Source organism: Patescibacteria group bacterium (genome assembly GCA_041645165.1).
Lineage (GTDB): Bacteria > Patescibacteriota > Patescibacteriia > 2-02-FULL-49-11 > 2-02-FULL-49-11 > 2-02-FULL-49-11.
In genome coordinates, this window is sequence record JBAZQN010000014.1 from 19,022 (window position 1) to 42,778 (window position 23,757).

The following is a 23,757-nucleotide window of genomic DNA, read 5'->3' on the forward strand; positions in this document are numbered from 1 at the left end:
GGAGTACTGCCCCAAATTCAAGAGGCTAAATCGCTGTTCTTTAACAGAAGGAGAAATACCATGAGCGTAATGATTGTCGTAGGGACACAATGGGGTGACGAGGGTAAGGGCAAAATCGTTGATCTGTTGAGCGAAAAAGCGAATATTGTCGCTCGCTATCAAGGAGGACCCAATGCCGGGCATACGGTGGTGATCGACGGTAAGAAAATTGTTCTGCATCAGATTCCTAGTGGGATTCTTCATCCGAATGTCGTCTGCGTCATGGGGAACGGGATGGTAATAGAGTCGGCTGCTCTCTTAGAGGAGATCAAACTCCTCGAGAACAATGGTATATCTATATCCGGTGGTCGGTTGCTGATTAGCCACCGCGCCCATTTGATCATGCCCTACCATAAGCTTTTGGATAAAGCGCGGGAGCAGGCAAGCGGCAGCAAGAAAATTGGTACAACAGGACGCGGTATTGGTCCTGCATATGTGGACAAATATGATCGTTGTGGTATACGCGTCGTCGATCTGTTGGACCGCAACAGTTTACAAGAAAAGTTGAGTAACAGGTTGAAGAAAGTTCGAAGAGAGCTTCTTAGCCTGGATTTCGATGATTTTTCGTTTGATGCGAAAGATATAATGGAGAAGTTGTTGAAGTTCTGCGCTGTAATTCAAATGACAGATATTTCTGTATGCCTCCACGAGGCTGTTAGTAACGGAAAGGAGATTCTGATTGAAGGCGCACAAGGCACGATGCTCGACGTGGATTTTGGGACTTATCCGTTTGTTACCTCCTCGAATTCGACTGTCGGCGGTGCGTGCACCGGTTTGGGAATCGGGCCGACGCAAATCAGCTCTGTACTGGGAGTTGTCAAAGCCTATACGACGCGTGTCGGAGAAGGGCCCTTCCCCACTGAACTGGATAACGCATTAGGAGATGAACTGCGTGAGGCTGGTGGAGAGTATGGCGCCACTACGGGTCGGCCACGACGTTGTGGTTGGTTCGATGCGGTGATCGCCAAACACGCTGTTCGCGTGAATGGCATCGATACACTCGCAGTGACTAAACTTGATGTGCTGGATCAATTGGCGGAGGTTAAAATCTGCACGGCATATAAAATAGGCGACACAACAATCGATACGATGCCGGCAGATTGTTCAACTCTTTCGAAGGTTGAGCCTATCTATGAGGCTCACCCCGGATGGATGACCAGCACCAAAAATGTTAAGACTTTTACCCAATTACCACAGAAGGCGTTAGATTATTTTCACAGGATAAGTGATTTAACTGAAATCCCAATTGATATCGTCTCTGTCGGTAAGGACCGTAATCAAACTATCTTTATGACTAAGTGATGTATCATAATAAAAGAGGACTATTGTTCACGTAACATTAACCCAAAGGGCGAGCTTCGGTTCGCCCTTATACTTTGTGAGCACGATTATGAGAGTTATTCCTTGTGTCTATTCTATTTCCTATCGTGAATAAGGGCGGACACAAGGAGTGACACGTATGGATATGATACGTTCAGTAAAGCAGTAAAAAGAGCAATTATTTTCACGATCGTGAAAATAATTGTCCTCAAGATAATATGTAAATTTATTGCCTTTCATGGAAGCTGTCTATATTTTTGCGGTCTACCTTTCTCTTAGTACTTATGCGAGTGCTAGAGAGGGATTCGCGCGCAGGTTTTGCCAGGGGGTGAAATCTTTTTTTTGTGCATGGAATACGGCGGCGACTGCAATCATGGCGGCGTTGTCAGTGGTGAATGAGGTATGAGGTATCAGGTAGTTGGCATCAGGTATTTGAATTGAAACTGTCTCAGCGAGCTGTTTCCGCAGTTGCGAGTTTGCAGCAACACCGCCGCCAAGGAGAATCGTTTTTGCATGATATTGCGTGGCAGCGCGGATGGTTTTCGCGACAAGGACATCAACGACCGCGGCTTGAAAAGAAGCGCACAGATTGGCTATAGTTTTTCGGTTTTTTAGTTTCTCGGTTTTCATTTTTTGTACGGTATAGAGTACGGCGGTTTTGAGGCCGGAAAAAGAGAAGTCGTAATCGCCGCTCTGCATCATGCCGCGGGGAAAGTCGAATGCGGCGGGATTCCCATGCCGCGCGAGACGGTCGATGGCAGGCCCGCCCGGGTAGGAGAGCCCTAAAAGTTTGGCTACCTTGTCATACGCCTCTCCTGCGGCGTCGTCGCGCGTGCGGCCGAGCAGTTTGTATTTAAGGTAGTCCTTTATGAGAATAAGTTCGGTGTGGCCGCCGGATACGATAAGGCCTATGGCGGGGAATTCTATCCTTGCGTTGTCATTCCGAGCGGAGCGAGGAATCCCCCGCGTATGTGGGCCCACATTCGTGGGAGATCCTTCGACAGGCTCAGGATGACGGAGTGTGCTAGTGGTTGGCAATAGCGCCGAGTAAAGGTGTCCTTCCAGGTGATTTACCGCAACGATCGGCTTGTGCCATACTGCCGCGAGCGTGCGCGCGGTTTCCACGCCGACCGAGAGCGCAATTTGCAATCCGGGTCCGACCGTGACGGCGAGAGCGTCGATGTGACGTATTACGTATTTCGTATTACGCATCATGGCAGCCGATTCCTTGATACCTGATACTTGATACTTACTACGAGACCCCTGTGAGCGATCTTGACTGTGAGATTGAATGAAAGATTGGGCAAGCGCCTTCTCTATCACAGGAATGATCAATTCCAATTGTTTTCGCGCGGCAACCTCCGGCACAACGCCGCCGAATTTTTTGTGGATATTGATTTGCGACGAGACGACGTTGGAGAGCACGGTAAAACCGCCGCGGGTATAGTCCACTACCGCAGCCGCGGTTTCATCGCAGGATGTTTCAATGCTTAAAATTTTCATGGCTATCTTATCATACCATAGGCAGAACAGATCCGTCAGCTCTTTCGTTATTTTTAGTATTCACTTACACTATACTGTATGCAACATATTATTCTTGCTTCCGCATCACCACGGCGACGCGCCTTATTGAGGCAGTTTGGGATTCCTTTTTCTGTCATCAAAAGCGCGTACCGGGAGAATTTGAAGCGGTATAAGAATCCTGTGGCATTAGTGAAGGCTTTATCTCTTGGCAAAGCGCGGGCAGTGGCAGCGCAGCATCGCGATGCCTTGGTGATCGCTGCTGATACGGTTGTGGTGGCAGGTCGCACTATATTGGGCAAGCCGCGCTCACGTGAGGAGGCGCGCCAGCAACTGCAGATGCTTAACGGTAAGGCTCATACTGTGCTGACGGGGTTTACTGTTATTGGCAAACAGGCACGTTTGATCGTGACACGGGCAGTACGCACCAAAGTGTATTTTAGGAAATTGAATCGTAAGGATATTGAGCGGTATCTCAAGAGTAATAAATGGCGTGGCTTTGCCGGCGCATATGCCATCCAAAATTATGGAGGGTTGTTTATAAAGGGCATTGAAGGAGACTATTACAATGTGGTCGGCCTTCCTCTTTGTCCGTTGGTGCAGGAACTGAAAAAGTTTGGAGTTACACTATTATAGGAAAATAATACACGCCTTTCAGCGTGTGAGAATGCTACTATAATTAGCCCCAAGGGGAATTGAACCCCTATTACCACATTGAAAGCGTGGTGTCCTAGCCATTAGACGATGGGGCCATGCAATTGATGTACCTTCACCATTGTGGGCGAAATATGCGCCATGGTCAAGGGGTATGAAATACATTATACTTATTGTATTAGAATTTCAATAATAAGCGTTAAGTAGCGTATCATGTGGCGACTGGTAGCTTCTATGCCCCAACTTATATAGAAGCCAGTGTACGCCAGCCCTACGCCAGTGTACGCCACTAACGTGCGGAGTTTATAATATTCATTTCTTCTGCGTAACGCGTATGTCCACATCGTTGATAGACCGTATCCTTGAGAAGAGCGCCTCGATGGATGATCTTTCGCAGGATTCGATGTTGGTTGCGCCGTCCCGGCCTGCGCCCGCGTCTGCGGAAAGCGTATGGATGCGCCCGGCCGAGGAAGGGGAGCTTGCGGTGGACGTCTATCAGACGCCTTCATCCATTGTCATCGTGTCTGTCATCGCCGGCGTAAAGCCGGAGGAGGTCTCCGTGGAGATCCAGAATGATATCGTGACCATACGGGGCGTGCGGCAGAAAGAGGAACAGATTCCGGACGAACACTACCTCTATCAAGAGTGCTACTGGGGCTCCTTCTCGCGCTCAATCGTATTGCCGGTGGAAGTGCACACGGAAGGAGCAAAAGCCACATTCCGCAACGGCATCCTGAAATTGGAAATCCCCAAAAATCTGAAGTCGCGGTCAACCGTGGTGGAGGTGATGGACGAGGGGGAAGAAAGTATATAAAATTTTCTCATAAGGAGTTTATGGAAATGTATGTCTGAACCTGAAGAATTAGAACGGTATTCACTACAGGCGGTGATAGACCGGTTTGAGGGAATGATGGCGGTGGTGCGTGTGGAAGGAGGGCAGGAGCTGAAATGGCCGGTGAAGAAGCTTCCTGACCATGCGAAGGAGGGCACGGTTGTGCGCCTTACCCTTTCCACGGCTGCAAGCGAAGACGTGGAGCGCGAACAGTTGGCAAGGGCAATGCTCACCGAACTGCTCAAACGCAATGAATAAGTGAGGAGTGGGATATTCGTTGTGCGGCGGTGCAGGGGATCCTTACGCTGCCTATTTTTTTACTCTATGGATGAGGTGAAAAATAAAAATGGGGATAAGCAACATACGCGATGGTCTGTCATCCTGATTAGTATGGTATGCGTCGCAGCGGTCGGGGTGGGTGGTTTAGTGTTGCTCTACCCCTCTTATTATCGGGGAAGAGTGTATCCTGGCGTATCGGTCGGCGGCATCCCCTTAGGCGGTCTTGCCCTTCAAGAAGCGAGGGGGCGGATAGAGGAGCGCGTGGAGGCCCTGAATCGGCGGGGCGTGGAGATTGAAGGCTTTGGAAAGCGCATTACCATACTTCCCACCGTATCGGCGATTGGCGATCCTGATCTCACCTATGACCTCATCGCCTATGATACCGACGCCATGGTGTCATCGGCAATGGCGCTTGGCCGTCCGTCTCGCCCCGGCGGATGGCTTACCTACTCATTGGCCGCGCTTGGCCTGCGTGTATCTCCTTTTAATATACCTGCGCGATATACGATTGACCAAGAGCGATTCATGCAGGTGGTTAGAGATGTATTCGGCGCATACGAGTCTTTGCCCCATGACGCGCAGTTGCGTGTAAATCCCGCGGGTGACGCTAATATTATTCCTGAATCATCCGGCGCGGTCATTGATATGGCGCGGGCGAGCGCGAATCTGGCCGCCATTCTCAGCCAATTCGAAAATAGCCCCATCACCCTTACTTTGGTGCCCGCTTCCCCCTCTATTACTGCTATAGAGGTGCAGCTTCTCGTCGCATCCATTCCTGCCATTCTTTCGCGTGCGCCTTTCGAAGTAATACTCCCTGCGAATGATAAAGAATCGGAAAAAGAGAACTCTTCCTCCTATATCTTTCTTGATACCTCGCTCACCAGGGAACGTGTGACAGAATGGCTCACGGCCGCGCGCGATGAACAAGGAGAGGTACGGCTTGCTTTTATACCGGAACGCATCGCGGAATTTATAAAACCTTACCAGCAAATGATTGATTCGCCTGCGGTTGACGCAAAGTTTGATATCAAGGACGGGAAGGTGGTTGAGTTTCAAGCATCGCGTGACGGGAAGGAGATAGACGTGGACGCGACCCGCAGGGCGTGGGAAGAAGGACTGCTTGCACACTCGCAGCAGAGCGTGGACGTAGTAGTGAGGGAAACGAAAGCAAAAATCAATACTGCGGAAGTCAACGAGTTGGGGATACGTGAATTATTGGGAGCAGGGCGTTCGAATTTCAGCGGGAGCCCCAAGAACCGCCGGCATAACATTGCCGTCGGCGCGGCCGCGGTCAACGGCACGCTCATCGCTCCCGGAGAAACATTTTCACTCTTGAAAACCTTAGGCAGCGTTGATGCGGAACACGGATATCTTCCCGAACTGGTCATTAAAGGCGACAGGACCGTGCCCGAATACGGGGGAGGGCTTTGCCAGATCGGCACCACCTCGTTTCGCGCGGCGCTCTCATCAGGCGTGCCTATCACCGAGAGGCAGAACCACTCGTATCGGGTCCGTTACTATGAGCCGGCAGGCACGGATGCCACGATTTATAATCCCAAACCGGATTTTGCGTTCTTCAATGATATGGCATTCCATCTTTTGTTCCAGACGCGCATCGAAGGCGATGAAGCAATTTTTGAATTATGGGGCACCCCTGACGGGAGGTTTGCCACCAGCACGACGCCGGTCATTTCCAATATCGTTGCGCCGCCTCCCACGAAACTCATCGAGACGACGGAACTCAAACCCGGAGAGAAGAAGTGCACGGAGTCACCCCATAACGGCGCGAACGCTTCTTTTACGTATACGGTGCGCTACCCCAACGGCGAGGAGAAGGTGCAAGAATTTAAAAGCCATTATCGCGCATGGCAAGAGGTGTGCTTGGTGGGGGTCGCAAAGGCGGAAACCACCGAATCTGCACCATAAAAACACCCCCGCAATTGCGGGGGGTGAAATATTCAGTATTCCTTAATCTTCCGCTGACATCTCTGTTTAAGCAGAGGAGGATTGGATCCCGCCTCATCGGCGGGAAACGTACTGCCCAAATAGGGTGTCAGCCAGAAGGTTGAGAAATATCAAACGAGTATCAGAGTGTATTTTTTAAATGAATTATCACGCAGATATACGCAGATATCAGCCGCATTACCTTTTTTCTGGAGTAGAGTTAAATGCTTATGCGGCTGAACGCAGATATTTTATTGTTAGTGAGTTTGAAGTGCCCTTCTCTCCCATGAGCCTGCAGGCAAGAAAACCGTGCGCAAGGACGTATCTTAGGATCGCTCCCGAGAATACCCTCACACAGGTCCCCATGCTCGTCGTGCCTGCAGGCTGACAAGAGAAAGGATCTATGGTTTTTAAGGCAGAAAGCTGCTTTTTCAAAACTGGCGCAGAAGTAGTTATTTTTTACCCTCTTTTACAGGTTTTTCCTAAAAACAGAGAAGTTTAGCATAGAGGGGTAAATTTGTCAACGGAAGCGGTGCAGTATAAAATGTGGGTATGGCCAAATTAACCGATAATGCACAAGAACGCGTGGTGAGCATGAAGGAGCGGCCCGAGGACCGCTCGCTTGATGCGCAGCTGCGGCCGCAAACGCTTGAGGAGTATGTGGGCCAGGAGCGCATCAAGGAGAACCTGAAAGTGTTCATGAGCGCGGCGAAGAAAAGGAAGGAGCCGCTCGAACATGTGCTGCTCTACGGGCCGCCCGGACTCGGGAAGACTTCCTTAGCCCATATCATCGCGCGGGAGATGGGAGTAAATATCCGGGTGACATCCGGTCCTGCGATCGAGCGCGCGGGAGACCTCGCGGCCATACTCACGAATTTAAGCGACGGCGACATTCTTTTTATTGACGAAATCCATCGCCTCAATAAGGTGATTGAAGAGGTGCTTTACCCGGCCATGGAGGATTACGCGCTCGACATTGTCCTTGGCAAAGGACCTTCTGCGCGCACTCTAAGGCTTGATTTGCCAAAGTTCACCCTGGTGGGCGCGACCACGCGGCTTTCGCTCCTTTCCTCGCCCTTACGGGACCGTTTCGGCTCGACATTCCGTCTCGATTTTTATACCCACGATGAAATCGAGCGCGTGGTCAGGCGGTCAGCACGCATTCTTGACGTGAGCATTGCCCTTGACGCCGCAGGAGCGCTTGCGCAGCGGGCGCGCCGGACTCCCCGGGTGGCGAACAGGCTTTTGAAACGCTTAAGGGACTTTGCCCAGGTGAAAGGTGATGGCAGCATAACTGGTGTGCTTGCGCTTGAAGCGCTTCACATGCTTGAGGTCGATGCGTTGGGGCTGGATGAGATTGACCGGCGCATCCTCGCGGTGATTATCGAAAAATTCAAAGGAGGCCCTGCGGGATTGAACGCGATTGCGGCCGCTGTCGCGGAAGAAATGGAAACTATCGAGGAAGTCTATGAGCCGTATTTGATGCAGATAGGATTTTTGCAGCGCACGCCGCGCGGCAGGAGCGTGACCGACTCCGCCTATCAGCACCTCGGCGTCGCCATACCCAAGGGCGCTTAAAAAATAACATTTCATTTTACCCATGGGCTTGTCTTATCTTTATGACGTACGGTTTTAAATGGTTGAATATGTTATTTTTACGGCGCCCAAGGGTGCGGTACAGGGCTCATCTAAAGAAATCATATGCCCAGCAATACAACATCCAAGAGGGAGGCGATACCTTTAAATAGTACAGAATATAATATGTGATAAACTCTATAAGTGTGCAGGAGAGGTATTACATGCCTCCCTCATCGATCGCCACACTCTTGTTCCTAACCTTAATATGTATTATTCCACCTTAGTCGCATTCATTCACCATAATCATACAACGCCAGCCGAGTGTGGCGTTGGATGTTGATATACTGGGTATGGAACTGCCCATTTACATATTCCTTGCCATCTACGGCGTGCTTGCGCTCGGGTTTCTCATTATGAGCTTTTTTCTCGTGTATCATGCGCTGCGGTTCGGCCAGACGACGTTTTTCAATTTCCTCACCCTTTCGCTCTATATCGTGATATCCGCATTCCTCCTCACTTCAGCGGTCCAATTTATCAATACGGTTGACTGGTCCCAGACGATCAATATATTTTCTTCACTCACGTCCGTCGTTTATTAATTTCACTTATAGGAATTTCAATAATAAGCGCAAAGTAGTGTACAATGTAGCGCAAAGTAGCTTCTACCCCATCAGTAGAAGCCACCTTACGCCAGTACAATGCTAGTTTACGCTACTAACGTGCGAAGTTTAATTTATGTTGAATATCCATCATCTCCCGAATCAGGCGCCCGATGAAGAGGTGGTACTGCTCTTGAGGAGGCACATATTCATTATTCTCCGCGAGGTGGCCATGTTCATAGTGTTTGCAGTATTGCCGCTGCTTGCGTGGTATCTTCTGCAGCGCAATCTGCCGACCTTTTTTGATGACGAAATCAGGGTGATTCTTGCTACACTATTGGTGTACATTTATGAGCTTTATGTATGGCTCTTTTTTTACCGCGCATTCATCGACTATTATCTGGACGTGTGGATTGTGACCAATAGGCGGATTATCAATATCGAACAAATGGGGCTTTTTAACCGCCGCATATCGGAACAAAAGCTTTTTCGGGTGCAGGATGTGTCTTCGTCACAGCAAGGATTTTTTGGCACCTTTCTTGACTATGGCGACGTATCCATACAGTCTGCGGCAGAAATGCAGCGGTTCCTTTTTGAGCAAGTGCCGCACCCGACCCAAGTGGCGTTGCGTATCACAGAACTGGTGGAGCATGATAAGCATGAACATCCCATGAATCCCTAAAACCCTTGACATAACCCCCACCTTCTGATAGGCTAGTGCGTTCGTAACAATTTATCCATTTTTCGTAAAGGATCGTAAGGTCCTTTTTTGTTACCCAAAATTTATGAACCATGGGCACCACAAATATATTACTGTAGTAGCCATAAGCGTATTGCTTTTTGAACTGATGGCGTTTCCGCACTCTGCGGCGGCATTTCCCGCGGACTTGCAGAAGAGCGATGAAGATGCGCTCATTGAGGCAAGTCAGATTAAAAATCCTGCATCGCTTTCGTGGGAGGAATATACTGCACGGCAAGGCTTTGAAACCTCTATTGAGGGAGTCTTGCCGCAACCCCTGCCGCAGATAGAATCTCTGGTTTTGAGCGCTCAGCACGCCGTAGTGATTACTGCCTATTCGTCCACGGTCGATCAGACTGACGGCGATCCTTGGACGACCGCATCAGGCACACGAGTGAAAGACGGCATCATAGCTGCGAACTTCCTCCCTTTTGGCACGCGTGTGCGAATCCCTGGGTTATTCGGCGATAAAGTGTTTTATGTCACGGATCGTATGCACCCGCGTTTTTCCGACCGTGTGGATGTATGGATGACTACGCGTGAAGAGGCATTGCAGTTTGGCGCAAAGGTTGCGACCATTGAGGTTTATAATTAGGAGGAGGTAACTTATTGAGCGATCATAGGCAGTCTGGTATAGTAGCAATAGTCATGCTACTATATTTTTTCGGCCTGGTAGCCAGCGGTATTATACTTACGTATTGTTAAGTATTAAGAATGGTGATATTTATATTGGGAGTACCGGCCATATACAAACTCGCCTTGGACAACATAATCGAGGAATGGTAAGGTCTACAAAAGGTTATAGACCTTGGAAGCTGCTCGAATACAAGGAGTTTAATACAAGAGCAGAGGCGGTGAGGTATGAGAGGTTTTTAAAAAATCATCAACAAAAAGAGATTATGAGGAAAAAATATGGCCTGGTAGCCAAGTGGTAAGGCATGGGTCTGCAAAACCCTTATACGGGGGTTCGATTCCCCCCCAGGCCTAGTTGTTCTCTATTGAAAAGTCTGTCTCGCTTCGCGAGATCCTGCGCAGCAGGACAAAACCGCTATTCGTGGGTGCGAATCCCACCATGGCCTAATAGGTTTCTGTTAAAAGTCTGTCTGGCTACGCCAGATCCCGCGTAGCGGGACAAAACCCTTATGCGGGGGTTCGATTTCCCCCCAGGCCTTTTATCAGCTTACAAGAATTGTATGCCAATGCCACATAATGGAGAGATTCCAGTAGAAGCTGGGGAACGTAAATATGCCGATGTCCCCAACTTGGAAGAGCTTAAAAGAGCGAGTCGTGAATTAAGTGAAAGGGGGTTATACGAAATCAGGCAGGAGACGTTTAATGCGCTAGGTGAAGTAAAGGTTTTTTTGAGAAACATCGGTTCAGATGCAGGCGTGTTAGTTGAGTTAGGTTGGACGAAGGAAGATCTTAGTAAGTTTATACACGGTTTAGATCTTATATCTAGCCTTAGGAGTAAAGAGATTCGTGAAGCAGGTGAATCTGGTTAGTTGTTACAATGGTAAATACAAAAAGGTGCTTATTCGTACGCCTTTCGCAGCGTGATGCCGGTATAGAAGTACTTGAGTATATTTTCAAAAGTTTTCCCCTCGCGCGCCATGGCGGCGGCGCCCATATTGGACATCCCCACTCCGTGGCCATAGAGCGCTCTTCCTTGATCCCAAGGGACAGGCACGGATACCAGGTGCGGTTTATTCCCCCCCAGGCCTCCGGACTAAGGTAGGTTTCGCCCCGTCATTCGACGGGGCGCCCGGTCGTATGACCGGGCGATTCCGGCCTAGGCCAAGTTTGATACCTGTTGACACGTCGTTTCCAATAGTATACTATTATAGTATACTATAAGAAATGATCTACATATTGAACATTCAGGAAATATGGCCAAAAAAAGAGACCCCCTCCTTGCTCCCCCTTCGCAAGGGGGAGACAATTACCGTATTCGTTCCAAAATCGGCCGTATCATGTCCCTCGTTAAAACGCTGCCTTACTTTAATTTTGCGCATTTAACAGGCATTGAGAAAAACAGGACCTATTTAAAAATTCTGCTTTCACGCTACGAGAAAGCTGGTAAAGTGGTGAGGATAAAAAAAGGCTTTTATGTTACGAGAGAGTATCTTGATGTCTTGGAAAAACATGGCAGACTCTCCGCGTATCTTGAATTCATCGCCCGTATCCTCTATGAGCCGTCCTATTTGAGCCTGGAATATGTGCTGGCGGAACATAATCTGTTGACGGAAATGCCGCGCAATTTCACTTTAGTAAGCAAAAATAAAACAACGCGAATAGTCAACGCATTGGGTAATTTTTTTTACCATAAAATAACGAGCCGGCTGTTCACCGGTTATACTATCATCAAATATGATAATTTAGACATCTTCAAGGCGACCAAGGCAAAGGCTTTATTTGATTATTTATATTTACGTAAAAATTTCCTGCCGGATGCATCAGCGATGGAAGCGCTGCGTTTGAATATGGGTAGTTTTAAAATAAAAGATCAGCAGGAATTGAAAAAATACATAGAACGAGAAGGATCAGAGAAAATGAAACAAATGTATCAATGGCTTACAGGAATATGGAAACGACAAAATTAATTCTCCAAAATTTATTAGACAAAACAGCCGCGCTGACCAATGTCTTCAAGAGGAATATTTTGAAAGAGTATCTGCAGGTGGTGGTTTTGGATTACCTCTATTCTCATCCCTCTTATAGTAAATTAGTTTTTTACGGCGGTTCGTGCCTTGCGCATTGCCATGGATTACCGCGCCGTTCGGAAGACCTCGACTTTGTTGATTTGGGAAAATCGGTTGTGCTGCCGGAGCTTGCGCGCGATATCGCCGATTATTTGAAAAAAAACACAGATTTGGAGGTGAAAGCCACGGTGCAGAAGTATCGGGTGTACCTTAAATTTTCCGTTTTGAGTGAATTGGGGCTGGCAACCCCGGGCGAATCCGATCTTTTATTTCTGAAGGTCGAAGTCTTCGACCGTTTCGATTATTGTAAAAATTATAAAATAGAGATGATTCCTCTTTTTAAGGAAGGGAAATCAATGATTATACGGACATTTGACTTGGCTACTTTGATGGCTACGAAAGTACAGGCGGTACTACAGCGCACATGGGAGAAGACCGACAAAGACGGACGCATTTTGATGCAGGTGAAGGGTAGAGATTATTTCGATTTGTTATGGTATTTACAGAAAGGAATCAAGCCGAATATAACGTGTATGGGAGATATCAAGACACGGGAGGAATTAAAGAAAGCGTTATTGATGAATGTGGAAAAGGTTAATGCGAGAAGTATCGTACTTGATCTTGAGCCGTTGATCGCAGATAAGGATTTCGTGAGCAACCTTAGTAAGAATATCAAGGATATTCTCCGGGCAGAAATTGCGAAATTATAGTTAGTGTAAACGACGGGAGCGCTTTGTGACCCATCGTTTCGTATGTAGAGATTTTAAGCAGAATATCACTCGTACGCCTTCCGGAGCGTGATGCCGGTGTAGAAGTACTTGAGTATTTCTTCAAAAGTTTTTCCCTCCCGCGCCATTGAAGCGGCTCCCATACTGGACATCCCCACGCCGTGGCCATAGAGCGCTCTTCCTTGATCCCAAGGGACAGACACGGATACCAGATGCGGTTTATTTCCGCCCCAGACCTCTGACCATGCGCGCGTGCGGCCATCGGATTGCGAAAAGTAAGGCGTCACTACCACGTCTTCTCCTATGGTCGCTACAATGCCGCGGGTGGCTTCTATCGCTTTCCCAAAATCAGTGAGGCGCTGTTCCGCTCCATAGCCGCGGTAGACCTGGTCGTATTTTGCGTCTACGTCAAAATGCCCGCCATGCTTATTTTTTGCGTACCAATGGTAAAGGGCATACGTGCGTGTCGCAATGGCGAGCGCTTTATGGTATTCCGGCGGCGCGCCTTGCGAGGTTTCTGCAAGACCTTTGAGATACTGCTCCATGGACAATTCATTCACTATCCAGTAGCGCTGGGTGTTGTCGGCATAGTAAAGCTCGAGGATGCCGCGGAAACGGTTGTCATTAATTTTTTTATTCCATTCTGCCCGTTGTTCAAGGCTCGGGATGTCAAGGACGCCGCCCAATGCCTCAAAGCGCAGGGAGGCATGGGTTTCCCGCGTGACGCCGTTCGGCAGGGTATAAGTGAAACGTGCGCTGTTGCCGGATATAGTTACGAGAGTGCCGGGACCAACGGTTTCGAGGAGCATCCCTCCAGAGGCGATAGACATCACGCTTTCCGCCGCAATCGTGATTGGCGCATCTGCCACAAAAAGTCCTACGCGGATGGTGGGTTCGCGGTCAAGAAGCGGTGCGGTGGATATTCCTGCGATAATGCCGCCGGAGGCGGAAGTCGTTTCATTCACAGAGGATGCCGGCTGAGGAGCAGGTTTCGGCCGCAGAATCTCCACCTGCATATCGAGTTCAATGCGGTCATGGAGTACATTTTTCTGCCCCAGGATAAGGTAGGGCGCGATCAGGTAATGGCCTTCCGCAGGAGGCGCTTGCACTGTCACCATAAAGGTTCCCACCTCGCCGGGTTTTACCGCGGTCTCTGACAACCGCGTCGGAATTTCTTGAGAAATCCAGGAAGCATGATAAAACGACGCGCCATACCCTTTAAACCGGAAACGAATAGGGGTAGCTCCGCTCGCGCGCCATGTAGTCGTGCCGGTATTTAAGAATTGGAACGCAAGTTTTTTCTCTTGTTCAGGCAGCAGGCGTATGACGCTCGCGCCCGCATTGGTCACGAGCGCGGTCGGCTGCACCGCCGCATTTGTCACGAATAAAGGAGCGGACCACAGTATTGCGAGGGTCACAATGAACCAGAATGCGTTAGAGCGATGAGTAAGCATGCGGTTTTTCCAATTTGTATCCGCGTTAATCCGCGTACTTATCTGCGTAGATCAGCGTCGGGGGGAGATGAAAAAAGACCGAATCAATCAGTCCCTGTAATGATAGTATATCATTTTTTGAAAATATTCACAATAAGAAATCCGCACGTACGGCGGATTCCTTATGAGAATAATTTTCGATATTATTTCAGCGCTTCTTTCAAATTTTTCCCTGCTTTGAATTTCGGGACCGTGACCGCAGGGATCTGGATCCTTTCTTCGGGATGTTGGGGATTGACGCCCATGCGGGCTTCGCGGCGTTTGGTCATGAAAGTGCCGAAACCAGTGAGGGTCACCTCGCCGCCGCTTTTGAGCGTGGCAATGGTAGTTTCTTCAAACGCATCGAGGACCGCTTCCACATCTTTGCGGGCAAGTGTTATTTTTTGCGTAATGGTTTCTATGAGTTCTGCTTTATTCATATACGTATAAGCTTGTTTATGCTACGTGATACGCGAGTTCACGCTATAAGTTAAGATCGACCTTTTGCGTATGATGGCGTACCGGTTACGTGAAGTCGCTTTTAGTTTACACTATCGAGATCTCTCGATCAAACCGGGTAATGGCAGTGGCGCGGCGGCTCGCGGGATCGATATCTATAAGCACGGCATTGATCTGCGCGACGCCGGATTCAAGCACTTCGAATTTTGTGGAGAGCTGGGTCAGGAATCCTTTTAAAGGGCCTTGCCGCTCAACCCCTATGACCCCGTCTCTGCCCCCTACCATGCCCACATCAGTCACGTAGGCGGTGCCATCGGTGAGTATTCGTGCATCTGCGGTGGGGATATGGGTGTGCGTGCCGAGGAGCGCCGATACGCGCCCGTCCGCGTACCATCCTAGCGCAGTTTTTTCTGACGTCGCTTCCGCATGGAAATCAACAATAATGGCATTTGATTGTTTCACCTCGGCGCTTTGGAGGAGTGTATCAAGGGTGCGGAAGGGGCAATCCAAGTTTTCTGACATAAACACGCGGCCCATAAGGTTAATAACCGTGAGTGTTCGTGATCCCACGGGGATGGTGCACATTCCCGATCCAGGCACTCCGGGAGGGTAATTTGCAGGGCGGATTACGCGGCTCTCGCGTTCGGTGAGAATGGCGGTGAACTCGTCTTTGTCGCTGATATGATTGCCGCTCGTCACTGCGTCAATGCCAAGGGTAAGGATTTCGGTCAGGGTTTTGCGCGTGATGCCCATGCCGTGCGCGAGATTTTCCCCATTCACGATAATCGCATCAGGCTGCAAGCTTTCACGCGCTTCAGGAATCACTGTGGCGAGCGCACGTCTCCCGAGCTTTCCTACAATGTCACCAAAAAATAAAATGCGCATACAACCTTAATGTAAAAATCAAAAGTCAAAAATCATGGTTCGACTCGGCTCACCATGACAAATAACGGTTGTCATCCTGAGCTTGTCGAAGGGTTGCATTTTGAGATTTGTCCCGCACATTATTATTAATCTCAGTGGTATGCGGGATCCCGCTTCTGCGGTGACATTTTGCATTTATTACCTGGCATATTCAATCACCCTTCTTTCCCGAATAAGTGTTACTCTTATCTCTCCCGGATATTTGAGCTCTGTCTCAATCTTATTGGCGACTTCGCGCGCTAGCTTCTGCGCGGCCCAATCATCAATGCGGTCAGGATTAGCAAAGACGCGTATTTCACGTCCCGCCTGGATCGCATAAGCTTTTTCAATGCCGTCAAAAGATGTCGCGATCTTCTCCAGCTCTTCAAGCCTCTGCACGTACTGTTCATAGGTGTCTTTGCGGGCTCCCGGCCTTGCGCCAGAGATGGCATCTGCCACTTTCACGATGATGCCTTCCAAAGTGGAAGGATTATCTTCATGGTGCGCGATGGCGATGTAGGATACTTCTTCAGGAAGCCCGAATTTCTTCATGATGTCCCGTCCTATTTCCGGATGGCCGCCCTGCACTTCATGATCAACTGCTTTTCCGATATCATGGAGCAGGCCTCCTTTTTTAGCGACTGACACGTTCGCGCCCAATTCTTCCGCCAGAAGCCCTGCGAGGAGCCCCACTTCTATCGAATGGGAGAGGACATTATGGCCGTAGCTGGTGCGGTATTTGAGGCGTCCTAGGATTTGGAGGAGCTTGGGGTCCAGTCCCGCCACCCCCACTTCATAGGCGGCATCTTCTCCCGCTTTTTTAATTTCTACCGAGAGCTCTTTTTTAGCTTGGTCGATTGCTTCTTCAATGCGGCCAGGGTGGATGCGGCCGTCAAGGACGAGTTTTTCAAGCGCAATTTTGGCGATCTGCCGGCGGATCATGGAGAAGCCGGAAATAACGATCGTCTGCGGCGTTTCATCGACGACGATTTCCACGCCGGTAAGCTGTTCAAAAGCTTTGATATTGCGCCCCTCGCGCCCGATGATTCTCCCCTTCAAATCATCAGAAGGGATTGAGATGACCGTGGTCGTCGTTTCCACGGCATGGGAGGACGCGCATCGCTCCATGGCGATGCTGATATAGTGCCGCGCTTTGCGCTCCCACTCTTCCGAGCTTTCGCGCTCGAGTTTCCTGACGCGGGACAGCAGTTCTTCTTTGACGGAATTTTCCGTGTTATCCAAAAGAACCCGTTTCGCATCCTCACGGGTGAGTCCCGCGACAATTTCCAGTTTCTTGAGCGTTTCCTCGCGCAAGTGGCCAAGATCCTCTTTGAGCTGGTCCACTTTTTTGCGCGCCTCGGTGAGCTGCTGCTGCTTGTCTTCAAACTCTAAGAGTTTCTTATCAAAAAGCTCTTCCCGTTTCTCCAGCCGTTTCTGCTGGTTATGAAGCTCTTGGAGATAGGTCTCTTTTTCTTTTTTTGCTTCGTCAATAATCGCGAGCGCCTTGTCTTTCGCTTCAATGAGCAATTCTTTTTGCTTTGTCCGCGTATCCTCGAGGAGCCGCTTGGTTTTTGCCTCAACAGAGGCGGCCGCTTGCTGGGCTACGAGTTTCCGTATTACGAAGCCCGCGGCACCGCTCAACAGAACGGCAATGAGCAGAATAAAAAAATCCATAAGAGTCCTTTCCTATGGAACGGTATAGGGGCGCAAAGAGCTATTGAGAAGACGATGAGGGCAGTACCACGGTCGCGTTTTTTGGAAATTACGCGGACACGACAAGAATCCTTAAAAAGGATTTATACTCGGTAATGGGTAAATCTGTATGAATTTGTGTGGTATGAATCACAGAAAATGATGTGGTAGTGGAAACTCTTCTATCCTCGATTTCTCTTAACGGTAACCGTTCCTTGTGTTATGAATAGTTAATGATTTGACCGTATACAGAAGATACCACATCATGCATAGCTTGGCAAGCAGGAGGCTTAACTTATAATTTTATCAATGACACCAAATTCTTTCGCTTCTTCCGCGGACATGAAGAAATCGCGATCAGTGTCCTTTTCGATTTTTTGGAGCGTCTGGCCAGTGTGCTTCGCCAGTATTTTATTGAGCCGGTCTTCGACCTTCAGTATGTGTTCCGCGCGGATTTTGACATCAATCGCCTGACCTTCTGCGCCGCCCATGACCTGATGGAGCAGCACCTCGCCGTTGGGGAGCGCGAACCGCTTGCCCTTCGCTCCTGCGGAGAGCAGCACCGCTGCCATACTGCCGGCGAGCCCCACGCAAATCGTGACGACATCCGGCTTGATATATTGCATGGTGTCGTAAATCGCAAGGCCTGCGCTCACCGAGCCGCCGGGGCTGTTGATATAGAGCTTGACGTCGCGTCCCTTGTCCTGGCTATCAAGGAGCAGGAGTTGCGCGATGACCGTATTTGCCACGCCGTCATCGATCGTATCGCCGAGGAATACGATGCGGTCCTTCAGCAGCCGCGAGTAGATGTCATAGGCGCGCTCGCCGTAGGACGATTTTTCTATCACGGTGGGGATGAGATAAAGGTTGCGGGGGTTTGTGGTAGCCATAAGTTTTATATATTTAATGCTTCATGAGACAGCACTAGGATATCATTACTTGGGTTTTGCTTCAACAAGGTGGCAAATATACAGTTTGTTTGCCACATGGAAACGTGTCGTACGATGAGGAGACATTCGTGATTGATGATATTTTATCCCCTGTTCATCCCAAATAGGGCGTAGTAAGATGACGTAATAGAAAAAAAGTAAAAATAATAAAAATCGTTGCTTGTTTCTTAATCAAGAGGCAAGCGTTGACAATTTAAAATGGAGGAAAATGAAAGATGGAAAAAGTAAGTTTTGGATTAATAGCTTCAGAGGGTATTAAACTACGAATGGCTCATGTTGCCCAGTGCGGTCAGCACTGCCATTCAGAGAATTTTAGACAGAAAAGGAGTTGAAAGCAGATGATAATAAAAATGTATAAAACAAGAATTGGAGATGACCCGCGTGCGACTCAGCTGCTTCGACAGTTGCAAAGAGTGGGCTATCCTGATCTCAGGGGAGTCTGTATCGAGGACGTGTTATGCATTGAAGGGGATCACCTCGATAAAGGAATAAGGGATGAAATTGTGAGGTTATTTTGTAACCCTGTCGTGGAAAAGGTCTCGTTTCAATCGAAATTACTTGAGGTAAGAGAGGTGAGATATCAGCGAGCGATAACGGATCCAGAATGGTCCTCCTTGAAGCACGCCATTGATGCCCTTGGATTAAAAGGTATCCAATGGGTACGACTCTCCACCCGATATAAGTTAGTCGGGGTTGATAAAGAGGCTGAGCAAGAAATTACTAGCAGATGGCTTTACAACCCGCAGGTGCAAACCATTATTGCACCGGGAGTAGAGTGGTCAACGCTCATGCCACAGGGACAAACTGGGGGTGTATCAGAATATGACATATCCCATATGAACCTTGCGGAAATGAAGCATCTCTCGAAGAATCGTCGTCTATTCCTCTCGCCGAAACAGCTTCTTGCGATTCATAGTTTTTTTAAAAAAGAGGGACGCATAATCCGTGATGCCGAGCTTGAGATGGTAGCCGCGGCGTGGGGAGACCATTGTAGCCATACCACTTTAAGAGCGCTCGGGCTCTTGGAATGTATCCAAGAAGCTACCCGGCGTATAAACCACCCGCTGGTAGTATCTTGTTTTAAGGACAATGCGGGGGTGATGAGATTCTACGGTGGCTGGGCTATCAATTTCAAGGGTGAAACTCATATATCCCCCACGTTCGCTGGTTCTCCTTATGGGGGGATCATGACGAAGCACGGAGGTGTTATTCGCGATGTCATCTTCACGGGACAAGGCGGATGGCCATTCGCGGGCACCACGATTATGGGTATCTGTGATCCACGGATGCCGTGGGAACAATTACCAAAAGGCGCTATCCATCCACGAACCGTGCTCTTGGAGTCAATTCGTGGGACGGGACAATACACCAATCCCATGGGTATTCCCATGGCTTGGTCGCAGTACATGATTCATTCGAACAACGTAAAGGGATTTGCGCTTGGGCATTCAATAGGCATCATCCCTGAATCGCGCGCGCAGAAAGGTGAACCGCAACCGGGCGATTTCGTGGTGCTGATTGGCGGAGACACTGGCATCGACGGGATTCATGGTGCGACAGTCAGTTCGGCTGCGTCGACCCATGAAACCACCACCGTGGACGCTGCTCACGTTCAGATAGGAATGCCGATTGAAGAGAGAAAGTGCATGGAGGTGATACCCATACTCCGTGACGCTGGTTGTATTCGCGCGTGCACTGATTGCGGCGCGGCTGGCCTAAGCTCGGCAGTGGGCGAAATGGGTGAAGGGACAGGCGTGTGGATTAACCTCGCCTGGGTACCCTTGAAGTGCGTCAGTATGCTGCCTTGGCAAGTATGGCTTTCAGAAAGCCAAGAGCGTGGTGTGTTGTGCATACCACCTGCGAAATTAGCAGAAGCGATGGGTATTCTTACTGACTATGGAGTTCCGGCAACAGCAATCGGTATTTTTACGGATACCAAACGTTGCCAGGTAATCTATAATGCAGAATTAAATCACACCCAATGGCTGTCTGATCCAATACCTGCCATGGACGGAATGATTGTGGTAGATTTACCATACTCATTCCTTACAGGATATAGTCCATTGCCGGATATTCAGGTCAAAGAGCCGATGCATCAAGATAAACCATTTTTCCCACCAGTGCCAGATAGCGAGACTCAGTGGATTGATCTGATTCAAAGACACCTGGGACATTTCAATCTGTCGGACCAATCTGGGGCTGCCCACCAATACGATCAAACCGTGCAAGGCAATACGGTTATGACGTATATGGGTGGCAAGGGCGAGCGAATGCCGGATGAATTGTTTGTGACCACACCGGTACGCGGCAGGCGTTGGGCTTGCGGCATTGCCAATGCCGTAAACCAATTCTATGGCGATATCGATCCGGCCGGGCTCGGGAAACTGATGATGGCGCAGGCAGTAACTAAATTGGTCGCAGCAGGGTTCCGTATAGATAACATTACCTATTGCGCCAATCTTTACACACCAAGCGTCCTCGATAGTCCGGAGAACGCCTGGAAACTGGTGCAGCTTGTAAAGCACGGCTATGTTCCTGCTTCTGAAGAGCTCCGTGTACCAGTGATTACCGGGAAGGACAGTTCTAGTGGGACGTTTTTCGGGAAGAATGGCGAACGTATTGATGCGCCGTTAACTCTGGACGTGCTCGCGGTTGGCAGATTGATTAATGCCTTCCAGCTGATTCCGAAGGCATTCGCTAAACCAGGAGATCAACTCGTACTCTATACACCGGGACTAAAAAAAATAAATCTCGGCGGATCAGTACTATTGGATCTTTTTGGCGCGCGAGGGGATGCACTGCCAGAAGTTGACCTGTTGAAGCTGCGATCAGGGCTCACTCGGTACCATCGGATGCTCACAAGACTACAGTGGCAGAAACAAATCCATTCCCGATCTGCCGTCGCAGAGGGCGGCCTTATCCGCCGGCTCTTTGAGATGAGCATTGGGAGCGGGCTGGGATGCACTATCTCACTTGAAAGTGATCCACTATTATGGATGTTCGGAGAACTTAACGGCGCTATATTGTTTGCCTCATCGAATGGTAACTGGCGGGATTTTCTTAGTAATGGTAACTGTCACCTTCTTGGTGAGGTCTCTGATGTGCCAATTATTGAGGTGAATCATCGAAGCAAACAGTTGTTCCGTTGCCCAACAGATCTACTTGCAACCCAATGGCTCAATACATTTAAGGAGGTGGTACTATGAGACCGATCGTATTGGTTCCGTGGTTTCCAGGGACAAATTGTCACCCGGAAATGGCGCATGCATTTGAGCTCGCAGGTGCGCGCGCTGAAGTAGTACCACTGCAGCAGCTGATTGATGGCCGTCGCGGTCTCCATGAGGCTGATTTGATTGGCATTGCAGGCGGTTTCAGTTGGGGAGACCACCTCGGTGCTGGGCGAGTCGCGGCTGTGGATCTGCAACACTTACTTCGTGCCCAGTTAGCATTGGTGATGGAACGAGGGATCCCTATTTTGGGGGTGTGTAACGGATTCCAGATCCTAGTTGCATCTGGCCTACTCCCCGGCCCTGGACAAAAGGCAATATTGGATCTCAACCTCAGCGCTCGTTTCGAACACTGGGGTGATACCAAAATCCATTTACACCAACCTAGGGGAGTGCAGTGTATATGGATAGAAGGGTTAGACGGTATGGAAATAACACTGCCGGTCGCTCATGCTGAAGGGCGGCTGGTGTACCCAGAGGGTACCATGTTAGATATCGTGGCAACCTACGGCAGTCAGAAAGGCAGTACCAAATACCCGGCTAGTCCGAGTGGCAGTCCTATCGCCGGAATTTGCGACTCAACTGGGACGATCATGGGCATGATGCCGCATCCTGAACGTCGTGTGCATCGTTTACTTGGCGATCAGGGGTGGCCCATATTCAGGGCCGGAGTTAAAGCAGTAATGTGAAAAATAGTAACGAAACATTGTTCGTAAATTTAAAGTCGCCTGACGAAAGGACAGGCGACTATTTTTGTCTAAAAAATTCTTTGTACGTTTTAGCCAATGATAATCTTCCATCCTTGTGGCGTGCGGATGAGTTTCCCTTGAATCTTAAAACCTGCGGCTTTCTTGTGCCCTCCTCCGCCTAAGGCGAGCGCAAGGCGGGACACGTCAATGTCGGGGTGCACCGTGCGCAGGCTTCCCTTGACGGTGCCGCCTTCCTGTTCCTTGAGGACCAGGATGACGTCCGCTTCTTTAAGGTTGGCGAGGAAGTTGGCAATCCCTTCGGTGGGGTCCCCTTCTACGCGCGCCGTCCGGAAATCTTCGAGCGTGAGTATGGTAGAAGCGAGGCGGTAGCGGGGGGAGTACTGCAAGCGCGCGAGCGCCTTTCCCCACAAGTGGAGTGTGCCGATCTCGCGATTTTGCCACGTCGCCGCGGTGATTTGGCGGAACCGGGCGCCGTGCATTAAGAGCTCCGCGCCCACCGCAAGCGCAACCTCATTCGTTGCGGGGTTGGAGAAGTGCCCGGTGTCGGTGAGCAGGCCCGTGAGCAGCGAGGTGGCAAGCGGCGCGTCGATGAGGTGCCGGTGCTCGGCGGCGATGAGGCGGTAGAGGACGGTGGTGGTGGACGGCGCCGCAGGGTCGATGAGGTGGAATTCTCCGAAGTACACGTTTGACGCATGGTGGTCGATGTTCACGAGGGGAGGGAGCGGCTCTTTCCTTGAATGCAAAAGCTCTTCAATGCCCGCGTAGGCAAGGTCTGAAGAGTCAAGGACAATCATGAGGTCATACCGCGGCGAGTGCACCACCGACGCGTCAGTAGTAAATTTATTCATGTGGGGAAGGAAGTGGAACATGTCCTGCGGAGGGTGTTGGCAGAACACCAAGGATTCCTTGCCAAGCTTTTCCAAGTAGCCGACCATAGCCGCAGCCGACCCGACCGCGTCGCCGTCGGGTTTTTGGTGGGTCACGACCAGGATATGGTCGGCCGCCTGAATGGCAGAGAGTACGCTTTTTGCTTGGAAGAGGAAGTCGCGCATTCCGAAAATTGTTAAATGGTTAAATTGTTATGTTGTTATATGTTGCCGTTCGGAATGCACAATTTTTCTGCGGACGCGACCTAGCATCCCTCGCGCCTAAATCCTCGAAAAATTGGCATTCCTTCGCGTCGTGTTGAAGCCTTTAAGCAGTTACCTTAAATTGCTAAATTGTTACCCTGTTCTATATTGAACAACATTATAAACTACCATACGGGTGGAAAAAATCAAGACGCAGTCTTGTACAATACAAAATGATACCTATCTTTTAACCCCATTCCACCGCATAATGATCCCCCAATCTGTGGAGAGATGAATGAACCGCGAGTGAGGGATTAAAACAAAAAGGTGTGAGCCGCCATA

General features: G+C 49.6%; 22 protein-coding genes, 2 tRNA genes and 1 pseudogene. 16 read left to right on the plus strand and 9 right to left on the minus strand.

Going from position 1 to position 23,757, the window contains the following annotated elements; translation table 11 throughout:
- Positions 1-60 precede the first annotated feature (60 nt).
- Positions 61-1,341 (plus strand): adenylosuccinate synthase, encoded by a 1,281-nt coding sequence (locus WC659_05565; protein ID MFA4873375.1) that lies wholly within the window; start codon positions 61-63, stop codon positions 1,339-1,341.
- 300 nt (positions 1,342-1,641) lie between these two features.
- Here WC659_05565 and tsaD read toward each other — a convergent pair whose 3' ends face one another.
- Complete coding sequence (tsaD, locus tag WC659_05570) at positions 1,642-2,862, minus strand: tRNA (adenosine(37)-N6)-threonylcarbamoyltransferase complex transferase subunit TsaD (protein ID MFA4873376.1); 1,221 nt, start codon at positions 2,860-2,862, stop codon at positions 1,642-1,644.
- A 78-nt stretch (positions 2,863-2,940) separates the two neighbouring features.
- Here tsaD and WC659_05575 point away from each other — a divergent pair, with 78 nt between their 5' ends.
- On the plus strand, positions 2,941-3,516 hold the full coding sequence (locus tag WC659_05575) for a Maf family protein (GenBank protein ID MFA4873377.1): 576 nt from the start codon (positions 2,941-2,943) through the stop codon (positions 3,514-3,516).
- A gap of 44 nt (positions 3,517-3,560) precedes the next feature.
- On the opposite strand, the gene WC659_05580 is transcribed toward WC659_05575, so the two are convergent.
- A tRNA-Glu gene (locus WC659_05580) sits at positions 3,561-3,632 on the minus strand.
- 236 nt (positions 3,633-3,868) lie between these two features.
- Between WC659_05580 and WC659_05585 the strand changes: the two genes are divergently transcribed.
- The 10 genes from WC659_05585 (at position 3,869) to WC659_05630 (ending at position 11,007) form a co-directional block, all read left to right on the plus strand.
- Positions 3,869-4,348 carry an Hsp20/alpha crystallin family protein gene (locus WC659_05585; GenBank protein MFA4873378.1) on the plus strand — a complete coding sequence of 160 codons (480 nt, stop codon included), beginning with the start codon at positions 3,869-3,871 and terminating at the stop codon, positions 4,346-4,348.
- Between the two features lie 30 nt (positions 4,349-4,378).
- Positions 4,379-4,624, plus strand: coding sequence for a DUF3006 domain-containing protein (locus WC659_05590; protein ID MFA4873379.1), 246 nt, complete (start codon positions 4,379-4,381; stop codon positions 4,622-4,624).
- Between the two features lie 66 nt (positions 4,625-4,690).
- Complete coding sequence (locus WC659_05595; GenBank protein ID MFA4873380.1) at positions 4,691-6,571, plus strand: VanW family protein; 1,881 nt, start codon at positions 4,691-4,693, stop codon at positions 6,569-6,571.
- 178 nt (positions 6,572-6,749) lie between these two features.
- Positions 6,750-6,977, plus strand: coding sequence for a hypothetical protein (locus WC659_05600; GenBank protein ID MFA4873381.1), 228 nt, complete (start codon positions 6,750-6,752; stop codon positions 6,975-6,977).
- Between the two features lie 164 nt (positions 6,978-7,141).
- Positions 7,142-8,167 carry a Holliday junction branch migration DNA helicase RuvB gene (gene ruvB / locus WC659_05605; GenBank protein MFA4873382.1) on the plus strand — a complete coding sequence of 342 codons (1,026 nt, stop codon included), beginning with the start codon at positions 7,142-7,144 and terminating at the stop codon, positions 8,165-8,167.
- Positions 8,168-8,517: 350 nt separating this feature from the next.
- A complete protein-coding gene (locus WC659_05610; GenBank protein ID MFA4873383.1) occupies positions 8,518-8,766 on the plus strand; it encodes a hypothetical protein in 249 nt (82 codons plus the stop codon).
- A 136-nt stretch (positions 8,767-8,902) separates the two neighbouring features.
- A complete protein-coding gene (locus tag WC659_05615; protein ID MFA4873384.1) occupies positions 8,903-9,448 on the plus strand; it encodes a PH domain-containing protein in 546 nt (181 codons plus the stop codon).
- Positions 9,449-9,551: 103 nt separating this feature from the next.
- Positions 9,552-10,100: a hypothetical protein gene (locus WC659_05620; protein MFA4873385.1), complete on the plus strand. Its 549-nt coding sequence runs from the start codon at positions 9,552-9,554 to the stop codon at positions 10,098-10,100.
- Between the two features lie 319 nt (positions 10,101-10,419).
- A tRNA-Cys gene (locus WC659_05625) sits at positions 10,420-10,491 on the plus strand.
- A 207-nt stretch (positions 10,492-10,698) separates the two neighbouring features.
- Entirely contained in the window at positions 10,699-11,007 is a 309-nt protein-coding gene (locus WC659_05630) for a hypothetical protein (GenBank protein ID MFA4873386.1), read from the plus strand.
- A gap of 29 nt (positions 11,008-11,036) precedes the next feature.
- On the opposite strand, the pseudogene WC659_05635 reads toward WC659_05630, so the two are convergent.
- A pseudogene (locus WC659_05635) lies at positions 11,037-11,159 on the minus strand (stage II sporulation protein D).
- A gap of 232 nt (positions 11,160-11,391) precedes the next feature.
- On the opposite strand from WC659_05635, the gene WC659_05640 reads away from it, so the two are divergent.
- Together WC659_05640 and WC659_05645 are read left to right on the plus strand one after the other, a co-directional pair.
- A complete protein-coding gene (locus tag WC659_05640; GenBank protein MFA4873387.1) occupies positions 11,392-12,105 on the plus strand; it encodes a hypothetical protein in 714 nt (237 codons plus the stop codon).
- Complete coding sequence (locus WC659_05645) at positions 12,087-12,914, plus strand: nucleotidyl transferase AbiEii/AbiGii toxin family protein (protein ID MFA4873388.1); 828 nt, start codon at positions 12,087-12,089, stop codon at positions 12,912-12,914. Before WC659_05640 ends, WC659_05645 begins: the two co-directional genes overlap by 19 nt.
- Positions 12,915-12,979: 65 nt before the next feature.
- Here WC659_05645 and WC659_05650 read toward each other — a convergent pair whose 3' ends face one another.
- From WC659_05650 to WC659_05670, 5 genes are all read right to left on the minus strand, one after another.
- Positions 12,980-14,350, minus strand: a complete 1,371-nt coding sequence (locus WC659_05650) for a SpoIID/LytB domain-containing protein (GenBank protein MFA4873389.1) — start codon at positions 14,348-14,350, stop codon at positions 12,980-12,982.
- 218 nt (positions 14,351-14,568) lie between these two features.
- Entirely contained in the window at positions 14,569-14,844 is a 276-nt protein-coding gene (locus WC659_05655) for an HU family DNA-binding protein (protein MFA4873390.1), read from the minus strand.
- Positions 14,845-14,950: 106 nt separating this feature from the next.
- Positions 14,951-15,748, minus strand: coding sequence for a TIGR00282 family metallophosphoesterase (locus WC659_05660; GenBank protein MFA4873391.1), 798 nt, complete (start codon positions 15,746-15,748; stop codon positions 14,951-14,953).
- Positions 15,749-15,925: 177 nt separating this feature from the next.
- The gene (gene rny / locus WC659_05665) at positions 15,926-17,440 is read right to left on the minus strand and encodes a ribonuclease Y (protein MFA4873392.1); all 1,515 of its coding nucleotides are present in this window, start codon (positions 17,438-17,440) and stop codon (positions 15,926-15,928) included.
- A gap of 308 nt (positions 17,441-17,748) precedes the next feature.
- Positions 17,749-18,348, minus strand: coding sequence for an ATP-dependent Clp protease proteolytic subunit (locus WC659_05670; GenBank protein ID MFA4873393.1), 600 nt, complete (start codon positions 18,346-18,348; stop codon positions 17,749-17,751).
- A gap of 410 nt (positions 18,349-18,758) precedes the next feature.
- Here WC659_05670 and WC659_05675 point away from each other — a divergent pair, with 410 nt between their 5' ends.
- Both WC659_05675 and WC659_05680 read left to right on the plus strand, forming a co-directional pair.
- The gene (locus WC659_05675) at positions 18,759-21,614 is read left to right on the plus strand and encodes an AIR synthase-related protein (GenBank protein ID MFA4873394.1); all 2,856 of its coding nucleotides are present in this window, start codon (positions 18,759-18,761) and stop codon (positions 21,612-21,614) included.
- Positions 21,611-22,324 (plus strand): phosphoribosylformylglycinamidine synthase subunit PurQ, encoded by a 714-nt coding sequence (locus tag WC659_05680; GenBank protein ID MFA4873395.1) that lies wholly within the window; start codon positions 21,611-21,613, stop codon positions 22,322-22,324. Before WC659_05675 ends, WC659_05680 begins: the two co-directional genes overlap by 4 nt.
- Before the next feature lie 89 nt (positions 22,325-22,413).
- On the opposite strand, the gene WC659_05685 is transcribed toward WC659_05680, so the two are convergent.
- Positions 22,414-23,397 carry a DHH family phosphoesterase gene (locus WC659_05685; protein MFA4873396.1) on the minus strand — a complete coding sequence of 328 codons (984 nt, stop codon included), beginning with the start codon at positions 23,395-23,397 and terminating at the stop codon, positions 22,414-22,416.
- Positions 23,398-23,757: the final 360 nt, after the last annotated feature.